Below are 26908 nucleotides of genomic sequence, written 5' to 3'. Positions count from 1 at the left end.
AAAACAATGACCCAGAAAAACGAACAGTCTCAACGACAGGAACGGGTAGCAGCCTGGAGCCGCCTGGCTGAAAGCGACCTTTCCACCTATACCAGCGCCGCAAAGCAGGCCCTGCAGGAACAGAAACCGCGCGACCAGAAACTGTGCGCCAGCCTGGAAGAGGCAATCCGCCGTTCCGGTTTGCAGGATGGCATGACTATCTCCTTCCACCATGCGTTTCGCGGCGGCGACCTGACCATTAACCTGGTGATGGCAACCCTCGCCAGCATGGGATTTAAAAACCTGACGCTGGCTTCCAGCTCCCTGAGCGATTGCCACGCGCCGCTGGTCGACCATATCCGTAACGGCGTCGTTAACCGTATTTACACTTCCGGTCTCCGCGGACCGCTGGCAGAAGAGATCTCTCGCGGCCTGCTCGCCGAACCCGTTCAGGTTCACTCCCACGGCGGCCGCGTGCATCTGGTTCAGAGCGGCGAACTTAACATTGATGTGGCCTTCCTCGGCGTCCCGTCCTGCGATCCGTTCGGTAACGCTAACGGCTACACCGGTAAAGCATGCTGTGGCTCACTCGGCTATGCCCGCGTTGACGCTGAAAGTGCTAAACAGGTGGTGCTACTGACGGAACAACTGCTGCCTTATCCGCACAACCCGGCCAGCATTACCCAGGATCAGGTTGATCTGATCGTCCAGATAGACCAGGTCGGCGATGCCGATAAAATCGGAGCTGACGCCACCCGAATGACCACCAACCCGCGCGAACTGCTGATTGCCCGCAGCGCGGCAGAGGTCATCGCCCACTCCGGCTATTTCAAAGAAGGTTTTTCACTGCAAACCGGTACTGGCGGCGCCTCACTGGCAGTCACGCGCTTTTTGGAAGACAAAATGCGTCGCCGCGATATCCGCGCAGACTTCGCGCTGGGCGGTATCACGGCCACCATCGTCGATCTGCATGAAAAAGGGTTGATTCGCAAACTGCTGGACGTACAGAGCTTCGACCGCAATGCCGCAGAGTCACTGGCGCGCAACCCGAATCACATTGAAATCAGCGCGAACCAGTATGCCAACTGGGGTTCAAAAGGCGCCTCCGTTGACCGTCTGGATGTGGTCGTGCTGAGTGCGCTGGAAGTCGACACCCAGTTTAACGTCAACGTGCTGACCGGTTCTGACGGCGTCATTCGCGGCGCGTCCGGCGGACACTGCGATACCGCCGTCGCCGCTGCGTTGTCAATCATCGTCGCACCGCTGGTGCGGGGTCGCATTCCGACGCTGGTGGATAACGTGTTGACCTGCGTCACGCCGGGTTCCAGCGTCGATATTCTGGTTACCGATCATGGTATTGCGGTTAACCCGGCACGTCCGGAACTGGCGGAACGCCTGAAAGAAGCCGGGATGAAGGTGGTCTCCATCGAGTGGCTGCGTGAACGTGCGCAACAGCTCACTGGTGAACCCCGTCCCATCGAATTCACCGACCGTGTGATTGCCGTGGTGCGCTATCGCGACGGTTCAGTGATCGATGTTGTTCATCAGGTGAAGGAATAAGCCATGCACCTGCTCCCTGAACAGGCCACCCGCCACGCCGTTTCAATTCCCGAGCTGCTCGTCAGCCGGGATGCGCGACAAGCACGGCAACACGTCTGGCTAGCGCGCCATCCCATTCCACTGGTCTCCTTTACCGTGGTAGCACCTGGCCCGATTAAAGACAGCGAGCTCACCCGTCGCCTCTTTAATCATGGCGTGACTGCGCTGCATACGCTGGCGGCACAGGCGGGCTGGCATATCAGGGAGCAGGCTGCACTGGCCTCAGCATGCGGGCCGGAAGGCATGCTCTCGATTGAGGCACCGGCCCGTGACATCAAGCTCGCGACCATTGAGCTCGAACATACCCATCCTCTGGGACGTTTGTGGGACATCGATGTGCTCACACCCGGAGGCGACATTCTCTCCCGCCGTCATTTCGCCCTTCCCGCCCGCCGCTGCCTGCTGTGCGAGCAGAGCGCTGCCGAATGCGCGCGTGGGAAAACTCACACGCTCTCCGATCTGATCGCCCACATGGAGGCGCTGCTGCATGCTGCCGATTCCCAATATGCCCGTTGAAACGACCGCTCTTCCTCGTACGCTGTTTGACGCATACGGCCATCTGGCGTGGCGTGCAATGCTGACGGAAGTCAATCTGTCGCCAAAACCCGGGCTGGTCGATCGTCTGAACTGCGGCGCGCATAAAGACATGTCGCTGACGGATTTTCATCGCAGCGCGCTGGCGATTCAGGCCTGGCTTCCGCGTTTTATTGAATACGGTGCATGCAGTGCGCAGATGCCGGCCGATGCCGTATTAACCGGCTTACGCCCGTTAGGTATGGCCTGTGAAGCGGACATGTTTCGCGCCACCGCGGGTGTGAACACCCATAAAGGCAGCATTTTTTCTCTCGGTCTGCTGTGTGCCGCCATTGGCCGACTACATCAACAGCAGCAGCCCATCACCCCGGAAACGATCTGTACCACCGCCGCCCACTTTTGCCGCGGCCTGACCGAGCGCGAACTGCGCAACAACAACCAACAACTCACGGCAGGCCAGCGACTTTATCAGCAACTTGGGTTAACCGGCGCACGTGGCGAAGCCGAAGCGGGATATCCGTTAGTCATCCGCCATGCGCTTCCGCACTATCGCGCCCTGTTAGCCGAGGGACGCGATCCCGAGCTGGCGCTGCTGGACACCTTACTCCTGCTGATTGCGCGCAACGGCGATACCAACGTGGCCTCGCGCGGCGGTGCGGCAGGACTGCGCTGGATACAGCAGCAGGCAAACGCATTGTTACAACAAGGGGGCATCCGAACCCCCGCCGATCTCGATCATCTGCATCAGTTCGACAGCCACTGCATTGAACGCAATCTCAGCCCTGGCGGCAGTGCCGACCTGCTGATCGTCACGTGGTTTTTAGCCCAGATTTCTCAAGTTAAACATTTACACAATTATTGAAAAGATCCTTTCCGGAGAATCACTTATGTCTTTATCGAAAGATAGTATATGGAAGTTGTTGGCTCCCCTGGTCGTCATGGGTGTCATGTTTCTTATCCCTGTCCCGGACGGCATGCCCCCGCAGGCATGGCATTACTTCGCCGTTTTCGTGGCGATGATCGTCGGTATGATCCTGGAGCCGATTCCGGCTACCGCGATCAGCTTTATCGCCGTGACCATCTGCGTCATTGGTAGCAACTACCTGCTCTTTGATGCCAAAGAGCTGGCGGACCCGGCATTCGATGCCGGTAAACAGGCGCTGAAATGGGGTCTGGCGGGGTTCTCCAGTACCACCGTCTGGCTGGTGTTCGGTGCGTTTATCTTCGCGTTGGGCTACGAAGTTACGGGGCTTGGCCGTCGTATCGCGCTGTTCCTGGTGAAATTCATGGGCAAACGCACCCTGACGCTGGGCTATGCGATTGTCATCATCGATATTCTGCTGGCGCCGTTTACGCCATCTAACACCGCCCGTACCGGGGGCACCGTGTTCCCGGTAATCAAAAACCTGCCGCCGCTGTTTAAATCGTTCCCGAACGATCCGTCCGCACGTCGTATCGGCGGTTACCTGATGTGGATGATGGTCATCAGTACCAGTCTGAGTTCTTCGATGTTCGTTACGGGTGCTGCGCCAAACGTGCTGGGTCTGGAATTTGTCAGCAAAATCGCCGGTGTGCAGATTAGCTGGCTGCAGTGGTTCCTGGGCTTCCTGCCGGTCGGTATCATTTTGCTGATCGTTGCGCCGTGGCTCTCGTATGTTCTCTACAAGCCTGAAATCACACACAGTGCGGAAGTCGCAGCGTGGGCGGGTGACGAACTCAAAACTATGGGTACCTTGACGCGTAAAGAGTGGACGCTGATCGGTCTGGTTCTGTTGAGCTTAGGGTTATGGGTCTTTGGCGGTGAAATGATCGACGCCACCGCCGTCGGTTTGTTAGCCGTTTCACTGATGCTGGCGCTGCATGTGGTGCCGTGGAAAGACATTACCAAATACAACAGCGCCTGGAACACGCTGGTGAACCTTGCCACCCTCGTGGTCATGGCAAACGGTTTAACCCGCTCCGGTTTTATTGACTGGTTCGCCAGTACTATGAGCACCCATCTGGAAGGGTTCTCGCCTAACGCGACGGTAATTGTGCTGGTGCTGGTGTTCTACTTTGCCCACTACCTGTTTGCCAGCCTGTCGGCGCACACGGCTACCATGCTGCCGGTGATTCTGGCGGTCGGTAAAGGAATCCCAGGCGTGCCGATGGAACATCTGTGTATCCTGCTGGTGCTGTCCATCGGGATCATGGGCTGTCTGACGCCGTACGCAACAGGCCCAGGGGTCATTATCTACGGCTGCGGCTATGTTAAATCCAAAGACTACTGGCGTCTTGGCGCCATCTTCGGGGTGATTTACATTGCGATGCTGTTGCTGGTTGGCTGGCCGATTCTGGCGATGTGGAACTAGTTCTGACGTAAAACACTGAATGGATCAAGGCCCGCAGGGTAAAGACACCTCGCGGGCTTTTTTTATGGTTAAATAGATACTATTCAGATTTTATATAAGTTCAGAATCATCATGAAACCGACCTGGCAAAAATGGGTGTGGCTCGCCGCCCCACTCCTCCCCCTTTCTACCGCAACCGCCAACGAATTACAGGCAACGCAGTACGGTGACTTTGACCGTTATGTGCTGGCGCTCTCCTGGCAGACAGGCTTCTGTCAGAGCCAGCACGATCGGGACCGCCGTGAGCCTGACGAGTGTCGCCTGCAAAAAGAGACCGCCAACAAAGTCGATTTTCTGACCGTTCACGGATTGTGGCCAGGATTACCGAAATCGGTCGCTTCACGCGGAGTCGATGAACGCCGCTGGATGCGCTTTGGCTGCGCCACGCGTCCGATCCCTAATCAGCCGGAAGCTCGCGCCAGTCGCAAATGTTCTGCGCCTGAAACAGGACTTTCGCTGGAAACCGCCGCGAAACTCAGTGACGTTATGCCAGGAGCAGGCGGACGTTCTTGCCTCGAACGCTATGAATACGCGAAACACGGCGCCTGTTTTGGCTTCGACCCGGATGCGTACTTCGGCACCATGGTGCGGTTGAACAAAGAGATCAAGGCCAGCGAATTAGGGGCATTTCTGGGCGAGAATTACGGTAAGAGCGTCAGTCGCCGCGCCTTCGATGCAGCGGTGGCCCAACGCTGGGGAAAAGAGGCCGTCAAAGCAGTAAAACTGAGTTGTCACGGCAATCCGGCTTATCTGACGGAGATCCAGTTCTCGCTGAAGGCCAGTGCCATTAACGCGCCGCTCTCCGCCGACTCGTTTGCTCCGCAACCCCATCCGGGAAACTGTGGTAAGCAGTTCGTCATCGACAAAGTAGGTTACTGATCTTTTGACCCGACGTGAAATCCGCGCCGGGTCAAAAATCAACGTTTCGCACGCGCATCCGGGCGCACCAGATCAAAACGGTGCGACTCGCTGATCGCATAGTAGGCCGTAGGGCCGCCAGCACGCAGCACGGGCTGTGCTTTTGCGGTCTGGTAAATCCCCTCTTCCAACAGCGTTTCGGCAATATGAATCCCGACAACTTCACCGAGGATCAGCCAGGTTTCGATGGCTTCACCTTGCGCGGTCGTCAGTTGAATACTCTGCGACAGGCGACATTCAAAATTCACCGGGCTTTGCGCAACGCGTGGCACTTTTACCAGCCGACTTTCCGCCTTCGTCAGACCGGCAGCGAAAAATTCATCTTCGCCATGCGGCAGACTGGCAGAGGTTTCATTCATCGCGCTGGCTAATTCTCGGGTGGTCAGGTTCCAGACAAACTCTCCGGTTTCCATGATGTTACGCACGCTGTCTTTCCAGCCGGTGCTGGCAAAACCGATAATGGGCGGCTGATAATTGAAACAGTTAAAGAAGCTATAAGGCGCCAGATTATCCCGGCCTGCGGTGTCCTGAGAAGCGATCCAGCCAATTGGCCTGGGGCCAACAATGGCATTCAGCGGGTCGTGCGGCAGGCCGTGTCCCTGCGAGGGTTGATAGAAATACATAGTATTCTCTGATGAATTTAACGTCGGCGAAGCACGAAATGCGCTCCGCTCATCCCCCTGATGGAAGAGGATCAGCGTAGAGCAATCCGTTAAAGATTACGACTGAATAAAGTTGAGCAGATCCTGATTTATCTGCTGCTTATGGGTGGTGCAGATGCCGTGGGAACCGCCCGCGTAGACCTTCAGTTGCGCGTCGGGCAAGATTTCCGCCGCCACTTTGCCGCAGGTTTCAAGCGGGACAATCTGATCGTCATCGCCATGAATGACCAGCGTCGGAATGGTCATTTTGCGCAAGTCTTCGCGCAGATCTGTTTCCGAGAACGCCTTGATGCAGTCGTACAGCGCTTTTATTGAGCCCTGTAATCCCTGCTCAACAAAACTCTCGCGCACGGCTTTCGACTCTTTCGCTCCCGGACGGTTATAGCCGTAGAAGGCGGCAGTGAGTTCATAGAAAAAGGCGGCACGGTCATTGACAACGCCTTCGCGGATACCGTCGAACACCTCTTTTGGCACGCCGTTTGGGTTGAAATCCGTTTTCACCATGATAGGCGTCACCGCGCCAATCAATACCGCTTTCGCCACGCGCTGCGTCCCGTGTCGCCCAATATAACGCGCCACTTCGCCACCGCCCGTCGAGTGACCGACGTGCACCGCATTTTGCAGGTTCAGGTGTGCGGTCAGTTCAGCCAGATCGTCGGCATACTGATCCATCGTGTGCCCCTCCCACGGTTGCGCGGAACGTCCATGCCCGCGCCTGTCGTGGGCGATCACCCGATATCCTTTCGACCCCAGAAAAAACATTTGATCTTCAAAGGCATCTGCCGTTAACGGCCAGCCGTGGCTGAAGACAATGGGCTGTCCACTGCGATCACCCCAGTCCTTAAAATACAGATAGCTGCCATCTTTGAGAGTAATTTTGTCGTACTGGCTCATGAGATCTCCTGTAACGGAACGCTGAGAAAGTGACGCGCTCGCGGCGCGCGCTTAAAAAGCATAATGCAAATTTGAGAACGATCACGTTTATCCAATAAAATTCATACCAGCGATGCTTTTTTAGCTATTTACCCGAATGTGAACTAAATCACTTCAAACCCAGGGTAAGTCTCAGTATCATCGGGAGAGTTAAACCCTTGCCGCCAGACGGTGAGGGTTTTCTTTTGGGAATATTACCTGCGGCAAAACGCAGTACTGACGACATGGAGTAAAAATGTCCAGACCAACTATCATCATTAACGACCTTGATGCAGAACGCATCGATCGCTTACTGGAGCAACCCGCGTATGCAGATTTACCCATTGCCGACGCGTTAAATGCCGAGCTGGATCGTGCCCAAATGTGTTCGCCAGAGACCATGCCGCATGACGTCGTGACCATGAACAGTCGTGTTAAATTCCGCAATCTGAGCGATGGCGAAATTCGCGTGCGCACGTTGGTTTATCCTGCGGCGATGACCGACAGCAGTACGCAACTTTCAGTGATGGCGCCAGTGGGGGCAGCGCTGTTGGGCGTGCGTGTGGGCGACACCATTCACTGGGAACTTCCGGGCGGCGTATCCACCCACCTCGAAGTGCTGGAGCTGGAATACCAGCCAGAAGCTGCTGGCGACTTCCTGCGTTAATCCCATCTGCATAAGCGAATTTCCGCTTTACCCAGAGGATGCACTCGCATCCTCTTTCCGGCATCTTCCGTAAAATCACCCTTTCTTCCTGGTTCGCCTTTTTCCTGACTCGTCCACACTGAATCGGTTTCATTGGCAGGTGCGGTCATGAACGATACATTCAGCATATTACTGGGATTCTTCATTATGGCGGCGATCATCGTCGGCGCCGTGCTTTACCTGGAGAATCACTGGTAGCGAATGAACAAGGAATCGCCGCACATGCGAAAAATACCCTGCAGAAAGCAGACAGAATTATTATTATATGCTTGAATGATTTAAGTATTAATTAACAGGGAGAAACGGGTATGTATAAGACAATCATTATGCCGGTTGATGTTTTTGAAATGGAACTCAGCGATAAGGCGATTCGCCACGCTGAATTTCTGGCGCAGCAGGATGGCGTCATTCATCTTTTGCATGTGCTGCCTGGTTCTGCCAGCCTGAGCCTGCATCGCTTCGCCGCCGACGTTCGTCGTTTTGAAGAACACTTACAGCATGAAGCCGAAACCCGACTGCAAACGATGGTCGGTCACTTCAGTATCGATCCTTCCCGTATTAAGCAGCATGTCCGCTTTGGCAGCGTCCGTGACGTGGTCAATGAGCTGGGTGAAGAACTGAATGCTGACGTAGTGGTCATTGGTTCACGTAATCCGTCAATTACCACACACCTGCTGGGTTCTAACGCCTCAAGCGTGGTACGTCATGCCACGCTGCCGGTACTGGTTGTGCGTTAATCATCTGATGACTGACAAAAAAAGAGGTGCCAGTCGGCACCTCTTTCATTTTGCAGGTGTAGTCTTACTTTCTTTTTTTATGCCGTCTTCGTACGAATCAGGTAATCAAAGGCGCTCAGGGAGGCTTTCGCCCCTTCGCCGGTCGCGATGATAATCTGCTTGTACGGTACGGTGGTGCAGTCGCCCGCCGCAAATACGCCCTTCACACTGGTTTCGCATTTCGCGTCGATGATGATTTCACCCATCCGGTTGCGTTCAATCGCCCCTTCCAGCCAGGTGGTGTTTGGCAACAGGCCAATCTGGACGAAGATCCCCGCCAGTTCAACGTTGTGAACGTCGCCGCTCACACGGTCGCGGTATTCCAGACCAACCACTTTCGTGCCATCGCCTTTCACTTCTGTCGTCTGCGCGTTCAGAATAATATCGACGTTTTTCAGGCTGCGAACTTTGTCCTGCAGTACCTGGTCCGCCTTCATTTCCGGGGCAAATTCCAGCAGGGTCACGTGTTCCACAATCCCTGCGAGATCAATCGCCGCTTCTACGCCGGAGTTACCGCCGCCGATCACCGCCACACGCTTGCCTTTAAACAGCGGACCATCGCAGTGCGGGCAATAGGTGACGCCTTTGGTACGATACTGATCTTCGCCCGGAACGTTCATGTTGCGCCATTTCGCACCGGTAGCAATGATAATGCTGCGCGCTTTCAGTACCGCACCGGAAGCGGTTTCAATCTGATGCAGACCGCCTTCGCTGGCCGCTGGCACCAGTTTGCTGGCGCTCTGGCTGTCGATGACATCCACGTCATAATCATCGACGTGCGCCTTCAGTGCACCAGCCAACTTCTGCCCTTCCGTTTTCGGGACAGAGATGTAGTTTTCGATATCCACAGTATCGAGTACCTGGCCGCCAAAACGCTCACCCATCAGGCCGGTACGAATCCCTTTACGTGCGGAGTAAACCGCTGCGGCTGCACCCGCAGGACCGGAACCGACAATCAGAACATCATAAGCATCACGCTGGCTCAGCTCTTCTGCGGCGCGTTTTTCAGCGCCAGTATCCACTTTCGCCACGATTTCCGTCAGCGTCATCCGACCCTGACCAAACTCTTTCCCGTTAACGTAGACAGCCGGTACGCCCATCACGTTACGCTCAGTGATCTCGTTCTGGAACGTGCCGCCATCAATCGCCGTATGCTTGATACGCGGGTTCAGCACCGCCATCAGGTTCAGTGCCTGTACCACGTCAGGGCAGTTATGGCAGGAGAGTGAGTAATACGTTTCAAATTCAAAATCGCCGTCAATATCGCGGATCTGCTCGAGCAGAGACTGCGCTTCTTTTGACGGGTGTCCACCGGTCCACAACAGCGCCAGAACCAGCGACGTAAATTCGTGTCCCAGCGGAGAACCTGCAAAACGCGGCCCCTGCGTTGAACCCGGATTGGTGATCAGGAAAGAGGGTTTGCGCACCGACAGGCTGTTGTCTTCTTTAAAGGTGACTTTCTCTGACAGTCCAGCGATTTCAGCCAGCAGTTCCTTGATTTCCGCCGATTTAGCGCTGTCATCCAGCGTCGCAATCAGCTCAACAGGTTTCGTCAGTTTCTCAAGATAAGCCTTGAGCTGGGTTTTCATATTTGTGTCGAGCATTGTTCTTCCCTCTCTGAAAACATCATCATGCAAGCTGATTTGGCTGAGTCTGCATTAATACAACTTGCGTCATGGTGCTGAATAAAACGGGCACCCATAAGCACCCGTATGTGAGGTAAATTCCCAGTATTTCTTGTCACAGGAAGGCAGCAAGCTTATGAATCCCCGGGAGCTTACATAAGTAAGTGACCGGGATGAATAAGCGCAGCCAACACACCTGTGGCATGAAAAACGCCGGAATTTTTAGATTTTACCGACCAGATCAAGGGATGGAGCCAGCGTCGCTTCGCCTTCTTTCCACTTAGCCGGGCACACTTCGCCTGGGTGAGAAGCAACATACTGAGCGGCTTTGATTTTACGCAGCAGGTCAGAAGCATCACGGCCGATACCTTCAGCGGTAACTTCGATCGCCTGGATGATACCCTGCGGGTCAACAACGAACGTCGCGCGGTCTGCCAGACCTTCGTCTTCACGCATGTTGTCGAAGTTACGGGTCAGGGCGCCAGTCGGGTCGCCGATCATCGCATATTTGATTTTGGCGATGGTGTCGGAGCTGCTGTGCCATGCTTTGTGGGTAAAGTGGGTGTCGGTAGAGACGGAGTAAACGTCTACGCCCAGCTTCTGCAGTTCTTCGTAATGGTCTGCAACGTCACCCAGTTCGGTCGGGCATACGAAGGTAAAGTCAGCCGGATAGAAGAAGAAGACGCTCCAGCGGCCTTCGGTATCTTTCTCGGTCACTTCGATGAATTCACCGTTTTTGAACGCCTGGTTTTTAAAAGGTTTAATTTTGGTATTAATCAAAGACATCTGTACTTCCTCCATGTTTTCGTTGAGAGATAAGTTACCGAAGATTGACTGACAGGGCTAATGCGTTTCCTTTATCAAATCAATAAGCGTTAGCTAACAAACCTCTCAATTCAACGTTGTGAACGTGCTACGACGCAAAGTAAAAAGGGCCACCTTTGCAGGCAGCCCCGTTACCTGAACTACCCGTGGGTAACTTCAGCGCCAGTGAAACTGGCTATGTGTTGCGCTCTACATTACCTTAACAAAGGCTGTAACAGCGAGAATGATTACACCACCCCACTCCTCAAAGGGCAACGTTCCAGCCTGAGGTCTTATCTATGGCTGTGATAGGTTTCCCCACCGTTCTCGCAATCGCTCTGATTTATAAGGATAAATGATGTTAAAACGTACGCTTTTGCTCTCCCTGCTCCCTCTTTTTGCCTGGGCCGAAGACCTGCCCGCGCCCGTTAAAGCGATAGAAAAACAAGGGATTACCATTATAAAGTCGTTCGATGCACCCGGCGGGATGAAAGGCTATCTTGGGAAATATCAGGATATGGGGGTCACTATCTACCTGACGCCTGATGGCAAGCAGGCCATTTCAGGCTACATGTACAATGAAAAAGGCGAAAACCTGAGCAATCAGTTGATAGAGAAAGAAATCTATGCGCCTGCCGGACGGGAAATGTGGCAGCGCATGGAAAAAGCCGACTGGCTTCTCGATGGCAAAAAAGAGGCTCCGGTGGTGCTGTATGTTTTTGCTGATCCTTTCTGTCCGTACTGCAAACAGTTCTGGCAACAGGCCCGCCCATGGGTGGAGTCCGGCAAAGTCCAATTGCGAACGCTACTTGTCGGCGTCATCAAACCAGAGAGCCCAGCTACCGCTGCTGCCATTCTGGCATCGAACGATCCGGCAAATACCTGGCATGATTATGAAGCCTCTGGCGGAAAAATGGCACTCACGGTACCCAAAGCGATTTCTCCGGCACACATGAAAATCCTCAATATGAACCAGAAAATCATGGATGATTTAGGCGCAAACGTCACGCCCGCAATTTATTATATGAATAAAGATAACGTTCTTCAGCAGGTCGTTGGCTTGCCTGAAAAAGCGCAACTGGATGCCATGATGACACATCCATAAGTACTACGGGTAATTATATGCCATTAGATATAATTACCCTGAATATTTCTCATAACACGTTGTAAAAATCACTTCGTCATTTAAGCTTTACTTAAGTAACACTCAAACCAGAAAGAAACATTTCTTTGCAAAAACCCTTTGTTTTTAACCACACCAGCTTGTATAGCAAGCATGTAATATCATATTAAAATATATTCAAAACGGATATATGTAAGATAATTTAATTAATTCATTGAATTTATTTAAGTATTGCACGATCCCAAAAAAGTCTTATATTATAGAGGGATATCTATTTCAGGCGAATGACTTTAACGTTTAAGGATAAGCGATACATGTCCGTTTATAAAATATCATTAAACCAAAATGTTCTTGAAGCCGCTGAAGAACGCATCACCTGGACTCTCGAAAATCTTCCCCGCGTATGCGTCTCCTTTTCCGGTGGTAAAGATTCTGGCTTGATGTTACATCTGACGGCCAATATTGCCCGTAAGCTACACAAAAAAATCAATGTGTTGTTCATTGACTGGGAAGCGCAATTTTCCTGTACCATTAGCTATATTACCGCGCTGCGCGAAATGTATGCCGATGTCATCGACCATTTCTATTGGGTTGCCCTTCCGCTCACCACCCAAAACTCACTGTCACAGTTTCAGCCTGAATGGCAGTGTTGGGAACCCAATGCCCAGTGGGTTCGTCAACCGCCGCCAGACGCCATCACCGATCCGGGTTATTTTCCCTTCTATCAATCCGGCATGACCTTCGAACAGTTTGTACGTGAATTTGCCGACTGGTTTTCGAATAAACGCCCGGCAGCGATGATGATCGGGATTCGGGCCGATGAATCCTATAACCGTTTTGTAGCAATCGCCAGTTTACGTAAACAGCGTTTTGCCGATGACAAACCCTGGACGACCGCCGCACCAGGCGGACATACCTGGTATATCTATCCATTGTATGACTGGAAAACAGCCGATATCTGGACCTGGTTTGGTCGCACCAATTTGCCCTGTAATCCGCTCTACAACCTGATGTATCAGGCCGGTGTTCCGGCCCGTTACATGCGTATTTGTGAACCATTTGGCCCTGAACAGCGCCAGGGATTATGGCTCTATCATGTTGTTGAACCGGAAAGATGGGCCGCGATGTGCGAGCGCGTGAGTGGCGTCAGGAGCGGCGGGATCTACGCCGGGCAGGATAATCACTTCTATGGCCATCGAAAAATTCTCAAGCCCGATCATTTGAGCTGGCAGGACTACGCCATGCTGTTACTGCTCAGCATGCCCATCTCCACGGCAGAGCATTACCGCAACAAAATCGCCGTCTATTTACAGTGGTACAAAAAAAACGGCCTCGGTGAGATCCCGCAAACGCAGACGGGTGATATCGGTTCAAAAGATATTCCCTCCTGGCGACGCATCTGCAAAGTGTTATTGAACAATGATTACTGGTGTCGGGCGCTCTCTTTCAGTCCAACTAAACCGAAAAGTTACCAGCGTTATAGCGAACGCATGAAAGCGAAACGCAAGGAATGGGGAATTTTATGCAACAACGATTAACTCAGGACCTTCTTAGCTATCTTTCTGGCTTATCTGATGACGAAAGAATTAAAGCCATCAATGAGTTCAGAAAGGCGATTCACAGCGTCAGTCCATTTCGCAACGAGCCGGTTGACTGTGTGCTATGGATAAAAAACGATCGCATTTCGCCTAACGATTACAATCCTAATAACGTCGCACCACCGGAGAAAAAGCTGCTGCTGAAATCCATTGAGGCGGATGGCTTTACCCAACCCATTGTTGCCACCCAATCCAGTCCGGAAGAGTATGAGATCGTCGACGGTTTTCACCGCCATGAACTGGGGAAAAGCAAAGCCTCGCTTAAATCCCGTCTCAAAGGCTATTTACCCATTACTTGTCTGGAAGGGGAGCGGCATGACCGCATGGCAGCAACTATTCGCCATAACCGTGCTCGTGGCCGTCATCAGATCCACGCGATGTCAGAGATCGTACGTGAACTGGCATTACTGGGATGGGAAGACGAAAAAATCGGTAAGGAACTGGGGATGGACGAGGACGAAGTCCTGCGCCTGAAACAGATCAACGGTCTTCAGGAGCTGTTTGCCAGTCGTCGGTTTTCAAAAGCGTGGACGGTGAAATAACCTGATTATGCCGGATGACGTGCTTATCCGGCCCGAAGATCCTTGAGTTCAACAGCAGCGCGCCCCGCCCTTTCCGCCATAGCGCGCATCCTGACGCTCACGGAAAAACTCCTCATAGGTCATAGGCGTCTGATCCGGATGGGTGATCCGCATATGCTCGACATAGTTATCATAGTCCGGCACGCCAATCATGAGTTTCGCGGCCTGGCCCAGATATTTCCCGGCTTTCGAAAGCGTATCAAACATCATTACCACCTGTCAGAAAATCCCCTCTCCCGATCGGGAGAGGGGTATAATTACACGTTAGTGTGCGCCTTTGGCCTGCGCAACGATCTCTTCCACATTTTCCGGCATCGGCTCATACGGCGTCTCTTTTGCCGTTGGCTTCTCCTCTTTCAGCGCCGCCAGGGCGGTCTTGATGGAGAACAGCGCCAGCACCACCACGACCACCATAAAGAAGATGGTCAGCCCCGCATCCAGACGGTTGTTAAACACCAGTTGCGCCAGCTGCGATTCCGTATACTGCGGCGGGATATTGCCGCTGTCGATCATCGCCTGGAACTTATTGGCAATCGCCAGGAAGCCCACTTTTGTATCCGGGCTGAAGGATTTCTGCCAGCCCGCCGTCAGGGTACAAATCAGCAACCATGCAGTCGGCACCAACGCCACCCACGCATAACGCTGACGTTTCATCTTGAACAGGACAACCGCGCAGAGCATCAGTGCCATACCTGCCAGCATCTGGTTAGCGATACCAAACAGCGGCCACAGGGTGTTAATGCCGCCTAACGGATCCACCACGCCCTGATGCAGGAAGTAGCCCCACGCCAGCACGCACAGTGCGGTCGCCAGCAGGTTAGCCGGCAATGAGTCCGTACGTTTAAGGCCTGGAGAAACGACACCCAGCAGATCCTGCAACATGAAGCGCGCGGCACGCGTCCCCGCATCGACCGCCGTCAGAATAAACAGCGCTTCGAACAGAATGGCGAAGTGATACCAGAAGGCCACATCCATCATCCCACCCAGCGCGCCGTGCAGGATATAGGCCATCCCCACCGCCAGCGTAGGCGCACCACCCGCACGGGAGATAATCGACTGCTCACCCACCTCGTTAGCAATCTGATGCAGCGTGTCCGGCGTAATCGCAAAGCCCCAACTGCTGACCACCTGAGCGGCAGACGCCACCACATCCGCCGTGCCGGCAGGCGCCAGCACGGCCATTGGGCTGTTCATGGCGAAGTAGACGCCCGGATCGATGATACAGGCAGAAACCAGCGCCATGATGGCAACAAACGATTCCATCAGCATACCGCCGTAGCCAATGAAGCAAGCCTGACCTTCGTTTGCCAGCATCTTCGGCGTCGTGCCGGAGGAGATCAGCGCGTGGAAACCCGAAACGGCGCCACAGGCGATAGTGATAAACAGGAACGGGAACAGGTTACCTGTCCACACCGGCCCGGTACCATCGACGAATTTAGTCAGCGCAGGCATCGTCAGCGTTGGACGCATGATCAAAATGCCAACCGCCAGACCAACAATGGTCCCGATTTTCAGGAAGGTCGAGAGGTAGTCACGCGGCGCCAGCAGCAGCCACACCGGCAATACCGCCGCCACGAAGCCGTAACCCACCAGCATCCAGGTTAACTGAACCCCAGTGAAGTCAAAGTACGGCGCCCAGGTAGGACTTTCCGCGACCCAGCCGCCGGAAATAATCGCAAACACGAGGAACACCAGACCGATAACCGACACTTCGCCGATACGACCCGGACGCAGATAGCGCAGATAGATCCCCATAAAGATCGCCAGCGGAATCGTAAACGCGACGGTGTAGGTTCCCCACGGACTGTGGGTCAGCGCTTTCACCACGATCATCGCCAGCACCGCAAGGATAATCACCATGATCATGAAACAGGCCACCAGCGCAATCACCCCTGCGGTTGGGCCCATCTCTTCTTTGACCAGTTCACCCAGCGAGCGGCCATCGCGACGCGTCGACACGAAGAGCACCATGAAATCCTGTACCGCCCCGGCTAAAACCACGCCAGCCAGCAGCCAAATCATGCCCGGCAAATAGCCCATTTGCGCCGCCAGAACCGGCCCGACCAACGGACCCGCGCCGGCAATCGCCGCAAAATGGTGACCAAACAAGACTTTTTTATCGGTGGGGACGTAGTCGAGCCCGTCGTTATGGCGTACTGCAGGCGTCATCCGCGTCGGGTCAACCGCCAGCACATTTTTGGCGATGTACAGACCGTAAAAACGATAGGCAATAAGATAGACACAGACCGACGCCACGACTATCCACAGTGCGTTGATCTGTTCCCCACGGTTTAGCGCAATATAACCCAGAGCAAAGGCACCCATTACCGAGAGCACTGTCCAGATGAGGTATTTCCCTGATTTATTCATGGTTGTTATCCGTTTGCGTGTTCCAGAGAAGAGAGATGTTACATTTTGTTTCTATAACATCTTTTCTGGTTTTAACAACCTGACAACCCAATAAACCTGAAGTATCACCGACTATTTACATTGCATTGTTAACTGGATCACTCCATTCACCCGTTAACGCTGCAATCACATAACATTAAGCGTGCTCAGCCCAACACTGCGGTTCCCAGTCGGCAAGTACAGCAACGCCGCCCTTGCTCATCAAACACCACGATTTCCCAGCTCTGGCTTTGACGCCCCAGATGCAGCGGCTGGCAGACACCGCGCACCTTACCCTGCGAAACCGCCCGGTGATGAGTGGCATTCAGTTCTGTCCCAACCACGCATTGCCCGTCGCGGGTCATCAGATAACCCGCCATTGAGCCTAACGTTTCGGCCAGCGCCGCTGAGGCTCCGCCGTGCAGTAAACCAAAGGGCTGGTGTGTGCGGGTATCCACCGGCATTTCGGCTTCCAGCACGTCGTCACCAAGTCGGGTATAGATAATACCCAGATGCGCCACCATCGTGTTCTGACTGGTGGCGTTCAGTTCATCAAGCGTGAAATGACGTTTCCAGATCATCGTTACGCTCCCAGCGTAGAGCCGCCGTCCACCACGATGTCCTGCAACGTAATGTGGCTGGCCAGATCGGAGGCAAGGAACAGAATGGTGTTAGCGATCTCCTGCGGTCGGGCAATTTTGCCTAAAGGAATACCGAGCTTAAACTGCTCACCAAAGCCGCGAATGCGCTGCTGTTCCGCATCATCACTGACCCACAGCGTGCGCTGCATGTCAGTATCCGTTGATCCTGGCGACACCAGATTACAGCGCACTCCGCTGCCCGCTAGTTCCAGCCCGACGGTCAGCGCCAGACTTTTCAGCGCCGCCTTCGACGCCCCATAGGCGCTCATGCCTATACGTGGCGTATGCGCGGCGTCTGAAGCCACGGTCACTATCGCCCCACCCCGCTGATGGCGAAACTGCGCCATCGTCTGCTGGAACAGATTAAAAGCACCACCAACGTTAACTGCAAACGTCTGCTGCCAGTCGTGCGGACTCAGCGCGTCGGTCGCGCCCATGCGTAAAATCCCGGCAGCATTCACCAGCACGTCCAGCCGGTCGGTTTGCACCAGCAGGCGCTGACAGACCTCAGCTACCTGTCCGGCATCCGCCACATCCATCACTTCGGTAACAAACGGGTAATCCTGCAAAGTGAACTCACGATCAAAGCCCGTGACCTGTGCTCCAGCCTCAACAAACGCCAGCGCCGTAGCATAACCAATGCCTTTACCTGCGCCGGTGACCCACACCGTTTTGCCGTGAAAATCGAATCCAGCCATCAGCGCACCTCACGAGAGAGTAGCGCCCACCAGGCATCAATGGTCGGGTTTTTCGCCAGCATCACGAAGTCGATATCACCATGCACTTTCCGCCAGCGTGCTGCCAGCGCCATCATCCGTACCGAGTCGAGACCGTAATCGATCAGGTTCTCGTCATCCATCGGTTCATCGGACTCATCGAGCAGCGGTAAAATCAGCGCGCGCAGTTCATCTTTGCTGGTTGGTACCGGCGCGGGCAACAACTCCTGAGTCATTACGACCCGACCTGAACGTCCCGCAACATACTTCAGCGACATCAGGTGTTCTTCACGGCTAAAGTCGGCCAGCGCGTCCGCTACCATGAACGGCTTGATATCGCGCATAAAAGCGTCCGTCGCGGTGGTCATGCAACCAATGTGTGCATATACCCCGGTGATAATCAGCTGATCGCGACCGGTTTCTTTCAGCATCAGTTCCAGCGGGGAACGGTGAAACGCGCTGTAACGCCATTTCACCAGTACATTATCAGCTTCATCCGGCGCCAGCGCGGCAACCACTTTTTGCTGCTCTGGTGAGCGTGTCAGTCCGGGCCCCCACATGTCGTTAAGCAGGGCACGATCTTCATCGCTCTGATCTTTCGGCTGTGCGGTGTAATAAACCGGAATATTATGGGCTTTACAGTAGTTGCGCAGCGCGGCGATATTGGAGATCACCTGTTCCATCATCGGACAGTTTTCACCCCAGAAGCTGACGAAGTAGTCCTGCATATCGTGGATCAGCAGCGCTGCACGGTCCGGCTCGAACGTCCAGTTGACCTTATTGACCGGAATATCGAGCGCGGTTGGCAGCGCGTAAGCCTGCAGTTTAGGAATTGCCATTGCGTGTTCTCCTTCAGGCCGAACGTGTTGCCAGCCACTGACGTAATTGTTTTTTATCGACTTTACCCACCGGGGTCAAAGGCAGCGCCTCAACGGTTTCCACCCGGTCCGGTAACTTGAATTCAGCGACGCCCTGCTCACGCAGAAAGCGGCGAACCTGTACCGCGCGCAGCGGTTCTTTCACCACCAGATACGCGCAGCTTTTCTCCCCCAGCAGCTCGTCTTCCATACTGACCAGCGCCGCATGGATCACCGCCTGATGACGCAGTAACAGGTTTTCGATCTCTTCCGCGGCAATCTTCTCGCCGCCACGGTTGATCTGATCTTTCTCTCGTCCCTGAACGGTGATGTAGCCATCCTCGTCGATGGCGATCAGATCGCCTGAGCAGTAAAAACCGTTGTCGTCAAATGCGCTGGCGTTATGCTGCGGGCTTTTGTAATAACCGCGGAAGGTATAGGGACCACGTGTCATTAGCCGTCCCGTTTCCCCTTGTGGCAGCGGGTTGCCGTCGGCATCTGCCACCCACACTTCATCATCCGGACACATCGGACGCCCCTGGGTATTGATTACCCGCTCCGGGCTGTCGTCGAGACGGGTATAGTTCACTAAACCTTCCGCCATGCCGAAAACCTGCTGCAACTGGCAGCCGATTTCGGCTGGGATCCGCGCCGCCAGGGATGCAGAGAGGCGCGCACCACCAACCTGCAACAGCTTCAGCGAAGCCAGCTGCGCATTGCTGCCCCATTCATTAATCGCCTGTAACCACAGGCTGACCGCTGGCGGCACCAGCGCCGTCGCGTTGATCTGATGTTTTTCAATCAGCGGGAAGCACAGCGTGGCGCTCGGGTCCGCGGCCAGTACGACCGTTCCCCCCGCCAGAAATACGCCCAGCGATCCGGGTGAACTCATGGCGTAGTTATGCGCAGCAGGGATGGCGCATAAAAAACGCGTATCGGCGGTGAAGTGACAGATTTCATTACTACGACGCACGCTGTAGTAATAGTCGTTGTGGGTTCGCGGGATCAGCTTCGGCGTCCCGGTCGTGCCGCCAGAGAGCTGGAAGTACGCCACCTCATCCGCAGGCGATGGCGTAGCGGTAAACGCGTCTGCCGGCTGGTTTATCGCCGCTTGCAGGCAGTGCTCGCCGCTGTCATTGAGCAGATGCACCACGCGAATAGAATTATGCTGAGCAATAAACGTATTCAGAAAATCATTGTCGGCAAACAGCGCGTGCTGACGATCGGCAATCAGCAGCGCGGGCTCGATCTGCGTCGTATACGCGGTAAGTTCGGTGCGTTGATGACTGAACAGCGCAAGCACGGGCGCGACGCCAAGCTTCAGCAGCGCAAAGAACGTGATATACAACTCCGCCACGTTGCCCAGTTGTACCAGCGCGGTTTCGCCGGATTTGATCCCCTGACGGCGCAGCGTACAGGCGAGGTTATCCACCGCCTGGTTCAGTTCACGATAGCTCAACTGGCGCTCACCCTCGATGACCGCCGTATGGTCGCTTTCTGCATGGCGGGTCAAAATATCCGTCAGCGGCAGATCCTGCCAGTAGCCTTTTTCGCGGTACCGACGGGCAAATTCGTCAGGCCACCGGGTGAAAGGAATGCTCATCATCGCTCCTTAATGCAATCCAAAAACGTTCAACATGGTGGAAAGTTTGACGCCGGTTTCACGCCATTCCCCCACCGGTGAAGAGGCCGGGACGATCCCTGCGCCTGCAAACAGACGCACCTGGTTTTTCCGTAATGTCGCGCAGCGGATGGTCACTACCCACTCTCCGTTGCCTTCGGCGTCACACCAGCCGACGATGCCACCAAACAGTTCGCGATCAAACGGCTCCAGTTCGGCAATCAGTTGTTTTGCCACCTGATGCGGGAAACCGCTCAACGCAGGCGTCGGGTGCAGCAGACAAGCCAGCGTCAGGGCGTTTTCTCCGGCATTGGCTGTGCCTTCAAACGGCGTGCCGAGGTGCCAGAGCGTGGGCGTGGTGATGAGCTGCGGTGAAGACGGTAGTTGTAGATCCTGACAGCGATCGCGCAGTACGGTTTTCATCGCCTGCGTAACCAGCTCATGTTCATGGCGATCTTTTTCAGAGGCCAGCAGGCGGTTTCCGGCTTCCCGATCCAGTACGTCATCAGGCTGACGGCGCGCGGAGCCCGCCAGCGGCAGCGAGCTGAAGCGATCGCCTTCTTTGCGCAGCAACAATTCTGGGCTCGCGCCGAGCAAAATGCCGCCATCGCGCAGTGGGACATGGAAGTTGTAACTAACCGGGTTTTGCGCCACCAGACGTTCCAGCAGCGCACCGCTGTTGATCTCAGCGTCGGTGGTGATGTCAATCAGTCGTGACAGCACCACTTTGTCGACTTCAGGCGTCGCTGTCAGCGCAGCGGCGCGCGCGACCATCGCTTCGAACGTCTCCTGCTCGGGAATCGCGTTACGCGCCGTGACGTTGAGTGTTTGATGATCGGTAAAGTAACGTGATGATCGCTGCTTTTCCTGACGAGAAAAGGTCTGCCAGCGCTGAGGAATAAACAGCGACGATGGCTGGCGAGTATCGAACGGAATCGCCCCCACCATAACCGGGTTTGCGATACCCTGCGCTTTGGCATCGGTGAACAGTGTGTGTAATTTTTGTTGGAAGGGGCTGTCTGGCGAATCACCGTTAATGGCGGGTTCATCGAAGCGGGCGAAGCATCCTGACGTCGTGAAACTCCGATACGGCGACATAAAGAAAAAACGCTGGGGTGCAAGTGTTGCCATGGTCTGCTGAACTTCCTCGGCCAAAGACGTATCCATATCATCCTCCAAAAATGATAAAGGTTTTAATAATGATTATCATTTATATTTTCGGGCGCTAACCTAAAAGCAAACAGGCGACATGTCAACTCTTGAGGTAGCACAATGTGCGACTAACGCTTGCATCCCTTACGCTTAATAATGAAAATGAGAAGCATTAATAACTCAGCACAGGAATTGATTTGTGAGACTGCCTTCCCTGCTCGTTACGCTCTTCGTTTTCGGATTCTCCTCAGCTCATGCGGCGGACTGGCCGCGTCAGGTGACCGACGTTCGCGGCAACCATACGCTGGAACACAAACCTGAACGCATCGTCTCTACCAGCGTCACGCTGACCGGTTCATTACTGGCGATTGATGCACCGGTGGTCGCCAGCGGGGCGACAACCCCCAATAACCGCGTGGCTGACGATCAGGGATTCTTACGTCAGTGGGGCGACGTGGCAAAAGCACGCAAGTTGACGCGCCTGTATATTGGTGAACCGAACGCCGAAGCGGTGGCAGCACAAATGCCCGATCTCATTCTGATTAGCGCGACCGGCGGCGACTCCGCCCTGGCGCTGTACGATCAGCTCTCGCCTATTGCCCCGACGCTTATCATCAATTACGACGATAAAAGCTGGCAGTCGCTGCTGACGCAGTTGGGCGAGATTACCGGCCAGGAGAAACAGGCCTCCGCACGTATTGCCGAATTTGATAAGCAGCTAACCATCGTTAAGCAGCAGTTGACGTTGCCGCCACAACCGGTGAGCGCGCTGGTCTACACCGCCGCCGCCCACAGAGCCAATCTGTGGACGCCAGAGTCTGCGCAGGGAAAAATGCTGGAGCAACTCGGCTTTACGCTGGCAACGTTGCCTGGCGGACTGCAGCCCAGCCAAAGCCAGGGGAAACGTCACGATATCATTCAGCTTGGCGGTGAAAATCTGGCGGCCGGACTGAACGGCGAGGCGCTGTTCCTGTTTGCCGGTGACGAGAAAGATGAGCAGGCGATCTACGCCAACCCACTGCTGGCGCACCTGCCTGCAGTACAGAACAAGCGCGTCTACGCCCTGGGCACCGAGTCTTTCCGTCTGGATTATTACAGCGCGATGCAGGTGTTAAACCGTCTCGCCACACTGTTTTAATTGTCATTGCCGGATGGCGGCGATAACGCGTTATCCGGCCAGTCTCACACTAAGCGGGTTCCGGCGGCGTCTGCCGGAATCGACGTAATTCACTGAGTAACAGCAGCAGTAGTAGTCCCACAATCACCAGACCAAAGCCGCTAACGCTCGCCGAAGCCACCGGTGTCATGATCGCTCCCAGACCGCCTAATAACGCCGCACCAATGGCGTCCCCGGTGACGTTTTGCGCCGTCCACAACCCGTTGATGCGCCCTAACATATTTTCCGGCGTCTGCGTTTGCAGCATCGTGTACTGTAACAGCGAACTGATGGCGCTCAGCCAACCAAACAGTGCGAGACACACCACGCCTAACGCCCAGACAGGCATCAGGGCAAACAGGCCAATGGCCAGAAACGACCCGATGGTCGAGGCCAGCATAATTAACCCCGGACGCAGGCTGTGCGCCAGTTTCCCGCTGGTGAGCGCGCCAACCGCCGCCCCAAGCGGGATGGCGGCGTACAACATGCCAATCTGCGCCGCTGACATCTGCCAGCTAATCGCCAGTGCCGGATAGAGTACGCGCACAGCGCTTGCCATCGTCATCAAGCCGCCGAGCAGCGCAATACCGCCGACAAGCGGACTGGCAAGCAGGAAGCGAAACGCCGCGAGTAGCGATTTCAGCGGATGTTCACGCGGTTGTGGCGGTGGCGGCAGTGCCGGAAGACTCAATAGCGGCAGTAAGGTGATAAAGGTACCTGCCGCCGCCAGACCGAAGTTCCAGGCCACACCGCCGGTGGCGAGCAACAGCCCACCCAGCATGGGCGAAATCACCGAGCCCAGACGCACGGTCAGCATGGTAATCGCCCCTGCCTGCATCAGGTTTTCACGCCCCACCAGCGCAGGCGTCGCCGCCAGCAATGCCGTCACGCCCAGCGAGGCAAAAAAGCCGTCCCACAGACCCAGCAGATAAATGGCAATCAACGAAGGCTCCGGCAGCATGGCGTTCAGGCATAAACCGATGAAGCCAATACCGCAGGTACCGCGCGCAAGCAGGATCACTTTTTTACGTTCATAGCGATCGGCGAGGACGCCACCGACCATCAGCCCGACAAACATCGCGCTGCCGGTCAGCGTTACCGAAAGCCCCACCTGCCAGGTGGAATGCGTCATCATCTGGATCTGTACGGGTACCGCGACGCCAAGCAGTCCGAGCGAAACAATAGAGATAAAACGGGCCAGGAAGACCGCGCGAAATGCCGGGTGTGTCTTCAGCAAACTGAGGTTCAGCAGCCAGGATTGTCGATTCATTACAACGCCTTAATGCGATCTTTTTTTCATTATCCATTCAATGGCTGCACATGCTAACATAATCAAATAAGATCGATAACGATAATTACTATCATTATCAGGGAAGTTGATATGTCATGTTCTGTTTCCGTGACGCGTGCCCTTGCCGTGCCCGGATTGTTGTTATTACTGGTTATTGCCACGGCATTAAGTCTGACCATCGGTGCAAAATCCTTACCCGTCTCCGTGGTGATGGAAGCGCTCACCGGCACTTGTCAAAGTGCCGATTGCACTATCGTGCTGGACGCCCGCCTGCCGCGAACGCTCGCAGGATTGCTGGCCGGAGGCGCGCTGGGACTCGCCGGGGCGTTAATGCAAACGCTCACCCGCAATCCGCTGGCCGATCCTGGGCTGCTTGGCGTCAATGCCGGAGCCAGTTTTGCCATCGTGCTGGGGGCAGCGCTGTTCGGCTTTTCCACACCGCAGGAACAACTGGTGATGGCCTTTATCGGCGCGCTGGTGGCGTCACTGATTGTGGCGTTTACGGGCAGTCAGGGTGGCGGTCAGTTGAGCCCGGTACGTCTGACGCTGGCGGGCGTCGCGCTCGCCGCGGTTCTGGAAGGTCTCACCAGCGGTATTTCCCTGCTGAATCCTGACGTCTACGATCAGCTTCGTTACTGGCAGGCCGGTTCACTGGATATCCGCAATCTGCAAACCCTCAAGGTGGTTATTCTGCCGGTGCTGATAGCCGGTACCACTGCGCTGATGCTCAGTCGGGCGTTGAACAGCCTGAGTCTGGGAAGTGATACCGCCACCGCGCTTGGTAGCAAAGTCGCGCGTACGCAACTGATTGGTCTGTTAGCCATCACCGTCCTGTGCGGGAGTGCCACGGCGATTGTTGGGCCGATTGCATTTATCGGCCTGATGATGCCGCATATGTCGCGCTGGCTGGTTGGTGCCGACCACCGTTGGTCGCTCCCGGTGACGCTTATCGCCACGCCTGTTCTGTTGCTTTTTGCCGATATCATTGGCCGCCTGATTGTTCCCGGCGAGCTGCGCGTGTCAGTCGTGAGCGCCTTTATTGGCGCTCCGGTGCTGATCTTTCTGGTTCGTCGTCGTCCGCGAGGTGCCGCATGATGTACGTATCGCGTCGTCTGCTGATCGCGTGCCTGCTGCTGACGGTTGGCTGCCTGAGCTTCGCACTCTGGGGTCTACGCAGTGGCGCAGTGACACTGGAAACCTCGCAAATTATTGCTGCTTTTACCGGCGATGCGCCGCGCAGCCTGACGATGATAGTGACCGAGTGGCGCTTGCCACGCGTGTTGATGGCACTGTTGATTGGCGCGGCACTCGGCGTCAGTGGAGCAATTTTTCAGTCCCTGATGCGTAACCCGCTCGGCAGCCCTGACGTGATGGGCTTTAACACCGGCGCCTGGAGCGGCGTACTGATCGCGATGGTGCTGTTTGGCCAGCATCTGACGGCTATCGCACTCGCAGCGATGGCTGGCGGGATTCTGACGTCACTGGTGGTCTGGCTGCTGGCCTGGCGCAACGGTATTGAAACCTTCCGCCTGATCATTATCGGCATCGGCATTCGTGCCATGCTGTTTGCGTTTAACACCTGGCTGTTGTTGAAGGCTTCGCTGGACACGGCACTGGCTGCCGGATTGTGGAATGCCGGATCGCTTAACGGTTTGACCTGGGCGAAAACCTGGCCCTCCGCGCCGATCATTATTCTCATGCTGGCAGGCGCTGCACTGCTGGTACGGCGCATGCGTCTGCTGGAAATGGGGGATGACAGCGCCTGCGCGTTGGGAGTCAGCGTAGAGCGCTCGCGGCTCGCCATGATGCTGGTCGCCGTAGTGTTAACCGCAGCCGCCACTGCGCTGGCCGGACCGATTTCCTTTATTGCGCTGGTTGCCCCACATATTGCCCGTCGCCTGAGCGGCACCGCGCGTTGGGGATTAACCCAGGCCGCGCTCTGCGGCGCACTGTTACTGCTGGCAGCCGATTTGTGCGCACAGCAACTGTTTATGCCTTATCAGCTTCCGGTGGGTGTCGTCACCGTGAGTATCGGCGGTATTTACCTTATCGCCTTGTTAATTCAGGAGTCCCGCAAAAAATGACCGAATCAGTAGCCCGTTTGCGTGGCGACCAGTTAACGCTGGGTTATGGAAAGTTCACCGTTGCCGAAGACCTCAACGTCACTATTCCCGATGGTCATTTCACGGCCATAATCGGACCCAATGGCTGCGGGAAATCGACGCTGTTGCGGACTCTCAGTCGGCTGATGACCCCGGCAAACGGTCACGTCTGGCTGGACGGCGAGCCGATTCAGCGCTATCCCAGCAAAGAGGTCGCTCGCCGCATCGGATTGCTGGCGCAAAATGCCACGACGCCGGGCGATATCACCGTGCAGGAACTGGTGGCGCGTGGGCGCTATCCGCATCAGCCGCTGTTTACCCGTTGGCGCAAAGAAGATGAAGATGCCGTGACGCAGGCCATGCGCGCCACTGGTATTACGCATCTGGCCGGGCAAAGTGTGGATACGCTATCCGGTGGTCAGCGTCAGCGCGCGTGGATAGCGATGGTTCTGGCGCAGGAAACGTCAATCATGCTGCTCGATGAACCGACTACCTGGCTGGATATCAGTCATCAGATTGATTTGCTGGAATTACTGAGCGAACTGAATCGCGAGAAAGGCTACACCCTCGCCGCCGTGCTGCATGACCTCAACCAGGCCTGTCGCTATGCCACTCATTTGATCGCGCTGCGTGAAGGAAAAATTGTCGCAGAGGGCGCGCCGAAGGAAATTGTCACCGCAGAATTAATTGAGAAAATCTATGGGCTGCGTTGCATGATTATCGACGACCCGGTTGCGGGCACACCGTTGGTGGTGCCACTGGGCCGCCGTTAACCGT

Annotated in this window: 27 protein-coding genes; 15 read left to right on the top strand and 12 right to left on the bottom strand. The window is 55.2% G+C overall.

Annotated elements, in window-relative coordinates; translation table 11 throughout:
* The first annotated feature begins 6 nt into the window (after positions 1 to 6).
* The 5 genes from citF to rna all read left to right on the top strand — a co-directional run bounded on the left by citF (position 7) and on the right by rna (position 5381).
* Complete coding sequence (gene citF, locus HVX64_RS07610; protein WP_043001440.1) at positions 7 to 1539, top strand: citrate lyase subunit alpha; 1533 nt, start codon at positions 7 to 9, stop codon at positions 1537 to 1539.
* Positions 1540 to 1542: 3 nt separating this feature from the next.
* On the top strand, positions 1543 to 2094 hold the full coding sequence (gene citX, locus HVX64_RS07605; protein ID WP_044256614.1) for a citrate lyase holo-[acyl-carrier protein] synthase: 552 nt from the start codon (positions 1543 to 1545) through the stop codon (positions 2092 to 2094).
* Positions 2066 to 2974: a triphosphoribosyl-dephospho-CoA synthase CitG gene (gene citG, locus HVX64_RS07600; protein WP_044256616.1), complete on the top strand. Its 909-nt coding sequence runs from the start codon at positions 2066 to 2068 to the stop codon at positions 2972 to 2974. Before citX ends, citG begins: the two co-directional genes overlap by 29 nt.
* Before the next feature lie 25 nt (positions 2975 to 2999).
* On the top strand, positions 3000 to 4463 hold the full coding sequence (gene citT / locus HVX64_RS07595) for a citrate/succinate antiporter CitT (protein ID WP_043001443.1): 1464 nt from the start codon (positions 3000 to 3002) through the stop codon (positions 4461 to 4463).
* A 111-nt stretch (positions 4464 to 4574) separates the two neighbouring features.
* A complete protein-coding gene (gene rna, locus HVX64_RS07590; RefSeq protein WP_044256618.1) occupies positions 4575 to 5381 on the top strand; it encodes a ribonuclease I in 807 nt (268 codons plus the stop codon).
* A gap of 38 nt (positions 5382 to 5419) precedes the next feature.
* On the opposite strand, the gene HVX64_RS07585 is transcribed toward rna, so the two are convergent.
* A complete protein-coding gene (locus tag HVX64_RS07585; protein ID WP_043001445.1) occupies positions 5420 to 6043 on the bottom strand; it encodes a flavin reductase family protein in 624 nt (207 codons plus the stop codon).
* Positions 6044 to 6139: 96 nt separating this feature from the next.
* On the bottom strand, positions 6140 to 6976 hold the full coding sequence (locus HVX64_RS07580; RefSeq protein ID WP_043001446.1) for an alpha/beta hydrolase: 837 nt from the start codon (positions 6974 to 6976) through the stop codon (positions 6140 to 6142).
* A 274-nt stretch (positions 6977 to 7250) separates the two neighbouring features.
* Here HVX64_RS07580 and rnk point away from each other — a divergent pair, with 274 nt between their 5' ends.
* The 3 genes from rnk (at position 7251) to uspG (ending at position 8437) form a co-directional block, all read left to right on the top strand.
* The gene (gene rnk / locus HVX64_RS07575) at positions 7251 to 7661 is read left to right on the top strand and encodes a nucleoside diphosphate kinase regulator (protein ID WP_043001447.1); all 411 of its coding nucleotides are present in this window, start codon (positions 7251 to 7253) and stop codon (positions 7659 to 7661) included.
* A gap of 147 nt (positions 7662 to 7808) precedes the next feature.
* On the top strand, positions 7809 to 7898 hold the full coding sequence (yldA, locus tag HVX64_RS24265; RefSeq protein ID WP_272482625.1) for a small membrane protein YldA: 90 nt from the start codon (positions 7809 to 7811) through the stop codon (positions 7896 to 7898).
* Positions 7899 to 8008: 110 nt separating this feature from the next.
* Positions 8009 to 8437, top strand: a complete 429-nt coding sequence (gene uspG, locus HVX64_RS07570) for a universal stress protein UspG (RefSeq protein ID WP_043001448.1) — start codon at positions 8009 to 8011, stop codon at positions 8435 to 8437.
* 77 nt (positions 8438 to 8514) lie between these two features.
* Here uspG and ahpF read toward each other — a convergent pair whose 3' ends face one another.
* The gene (ahpF, locus tag HVX64_RS07565) at positions 8515 to 10080 is read right to left on the bottom strand and encodes an alkyl hydroperoxide reductase subunit F (protein ID WP_044256621.1); all 1566 of its coding nucleotides are present in this window, start codon (positions 10078 to 10080) and stop codon (positions 8515 to 8517) included.
* Positions 10081 to 10323: 243 nt separating this feature from the next.
* The gene (gene ahpC, locus HVX64_RS07560) at positions 10324 to 10887 is read right to left on the bottom strand and encodes an alkyl hydroperoxide reductase subunit C (RefSeq protein WP_004859485.1); all 564 of its coding nucleotides are present in this window, start codon (positions 10885 to 10887) and stop codon (positions 10324 to 10326) included.
* Positions 10888 to 11263: 376 nt separating this feature from the next.
* Here ahpC and dsbG point away from each other — a divergent pair, with 376 nt between their 5' ends.
* The 3 genes from dsbG to HVX64_RS07545 all read left to right on the top strand — a co-directional run bounded on the left by dsbG (position 11264) and on the right by HVX64_RS07545 (position 14168).
* Entirely contained in the window at positions 11264 to 12010 is a 747-nt protein-coding gene (gene dsbG / locus HVX64_RS07555; protein ID WP_181825429.1) for a thiol:disulfide interchange protein DsbG, read from the top strand.
* Between the two features lie 332 nt (positions 12011 to 12342).
* On the top strand, positions 12343 to 13566 hold the full coding sequence (locus HVX64_RS07550) for a phosphoadenosine phosphosulfate reductase (RefSeq protein ID WP_043001451.1): 1224 nt from the start codon (positions 12343 to 12345) through the stop codon (positions 13564 to 13566).
* The gene (locus tag HVX64_RS07545; RefSeq protein ID WP_043001452.1) at positions 13551 to 14168 is read left to right on the top strand and encodes a ParB/RepB/Spo0J family partition protein; all 618 of its coding nucleotides are present in this window, start codon (positions 13551 to 13553) and stop codon (positions 14166 to 14168) included. The genes HVX64_RS07550 and HVX64_RS07545 overlap by 16 nt, the downstream gene beginning before the upstream one ends.
* A 48-nt stretch (positions 14169 to 14216) precedes the next feature.
* Here the strand turns inward: HVX64_RS07545 and HVX64_RS07540 are convergent, their stop codons facing one another.
* From HVX64_RS07540 to entC, 7 genes are all read right to left on the bottom strand, one after another.
* Positions 14217 to 14414: a YbdD/YjiX family protein gene (locus HVX64_RS07540; RefSeq protein ID WP_043001453.1), complete on the bottom strand. Its 198-nt coding sequence runs from the start codon at positions 14412 to 14414 to the stop codon at positions 14217 to 14219.
* Between the two features lie 57 nt (positions 14415 to 14471).
* On the bottom strand, positions 14472 to 16577 hold the full coding sequence (cstA, locus tag HVX64_RS07535; protein WP_044256623.1) for a pyruvate/proton symporter CstA: 2106 nt from the start codon (positions 16575 to 16577) through the stop codon (positions 14472 to 14474).
* A 185-nt stretch (positions 16578 to 16762) separates the two neighbouring features.
* A complete protein-coding gene (entH, locus tag HVX64_RS07530; RefSeq protein WP_043001455.1) occupies positions 16763 to 17176 on the bottom strand; it encodes a proofreading thioesterase EntH in 414 nt (137 codons plus the stop codon).
* A 2-nt stretch (positions 17177 to 17178) separates the two neighbouring features.
* Positions 17179 to 17934, bottom strand: a complete 756-nt coding sequence (entA, locus tag HVX64_RS07525; RefSeq protein WP_044256624.1) for a 2,3-dihydro-2,3-dihydroxybenzoate dehydrogenase EntA — start codon at positions 17932 to 17934, stop codon at positions 17179 to 17181.
* Entirely contained in the window at positions 17934 to 18791 is an 858-nt protein-coding gene (locus HVX64_RS07520) for an isochorismatase (protein WP_044256625.1), read from the bottom strand. Before HVX64_RS07520 ends, entA begins: the two co-directional genes overlap by 1 nt.
* A gap of 13 nt (positions 18792 to 18804) precedes the next feature.
* Positions 18805 to 20412 carry a (2,3-dihydroxybenzoyl)adenylate synthase EntE gene (gene entE, locus HVX64_RS07515; protein WP_044256626.1) on the bottom strand — a complete coding sequence of 536 codons (1608 nt, stop codon included), beginning with the start codon at positions 20410 to 20412 and terminating at the stop codon, positions 18805 to 18807.
* A gap of 9 nt (positions 20413 to 20421) precedes the next feature.
* Positions 20422 to 21597: an isochorismate synthase EntC gene (entC, locus tag HVX64_RS07510; protein ID WP_044256627.1), complete on the bottom strand. Its 1176-nt coding sequence runs from the start codon at positions 21595 to 21597 to the stop codon at positions 20422 to 20424.
* Between the two features lie 184 nt (positions 21598 to 21781).
* Here entC and fepB point away from each other — a divergent pair, with 184 nt between their 5' ends.
* The gene (gene fepB / locus HVX64_RS07505) at positions 21782 to 22720 is read left to right on the top strand and encodes a Fe2+-enterobactin ABC transporter substrate-binding protein (RefSeq protein WP_044256628.1); all 939 of its coding nucleotides are present in this window, start codon (positions 21782 to 21784) and stop codon (positions 22718 to 22720) included.
* Between the two features lie 49 nt (positions 22721 to 22769).
* Here fepB and entS read toward each other — a convergent pair whose 3' ends face one another.
* Positions 22770 to 24008 carry an enterobactin transporter EntS gene (gene entS, locus HVX64_RS07500; RefSeq protein ID WP_043001461.1) on the bottom strand — a complete coding sequence of 413 codons (1239 nt, stop codon included), beginning with the start codon at positions 24006 to 24008 and terminating at the stop codon, positions 22770 to 22772.
* 111 nt (positions 24009 to 24119) lie between these two features.
* On the opposite strand from entS, the gene fepD reads away from it, so the two are divergent.
* The 3 genes from fepD to fepC are packed head-to-tail and all read left to right on the top strand — an operon-like array spanning position 24120 to position 26904.
* Positions 24120 to 25124, top strand: a complete 1005-nt coding sequence (fepD, locus tag HVX64_RS07495; protein ID WP_044256630.1) for a Fe(3+)-siderophore ABC transporter permease — start codon at positions 24120 to 24122, stop codon at positions 25122 to 25124.
* Positions 25121 to 26113 carry an iron-enterobactin ABC transporter permease gene (fepG, locus tag HVX64_RS07490; RefSeq protein WP_043001463.1) on the top strand — a complete coding sequence of 331 codons (993 nt, stop codon included), beginning with the start codon at positions 25121 to 25123 and terminating at the stop codon, positions 26111 to 26113. Before fepD ends, fepG begins: the two co-directional genes overlap by 4 nt.
* The gene (fepC, locus tag HVX64_RS07485; RefSeq protein ID WP_043001464.1) at positions 26110 to 26904 is read left to right on the top strand and encodes an iron-enterobactin ABC transporter ATP-binding protein; all 795 of its coding nucleotides are present in this window, start codon (positions 26110 to 26112) and stop codon (positions 26902 to 26904) included. Before fepG ends, fepC begins: the two co-directional genes overlap by 4 nt.
* The last annotated feature ends 4 nt before the right edge of the window (positions 26905 to 26908 follow it).

This window comes from Citrobacter sp. RHB20-C16 (assembly GCF_013890155.1).
Lineage (GTDB): Bacteria > Pseudomonadota > Gammaproteobacteria > Enterobacterales > Enterobacteriaceae > Citrobacter_A > Citrobacter_A amalonaticus.
This window is presented reverse-complemented; position numbering and strand designations above follow the sequence as displayed.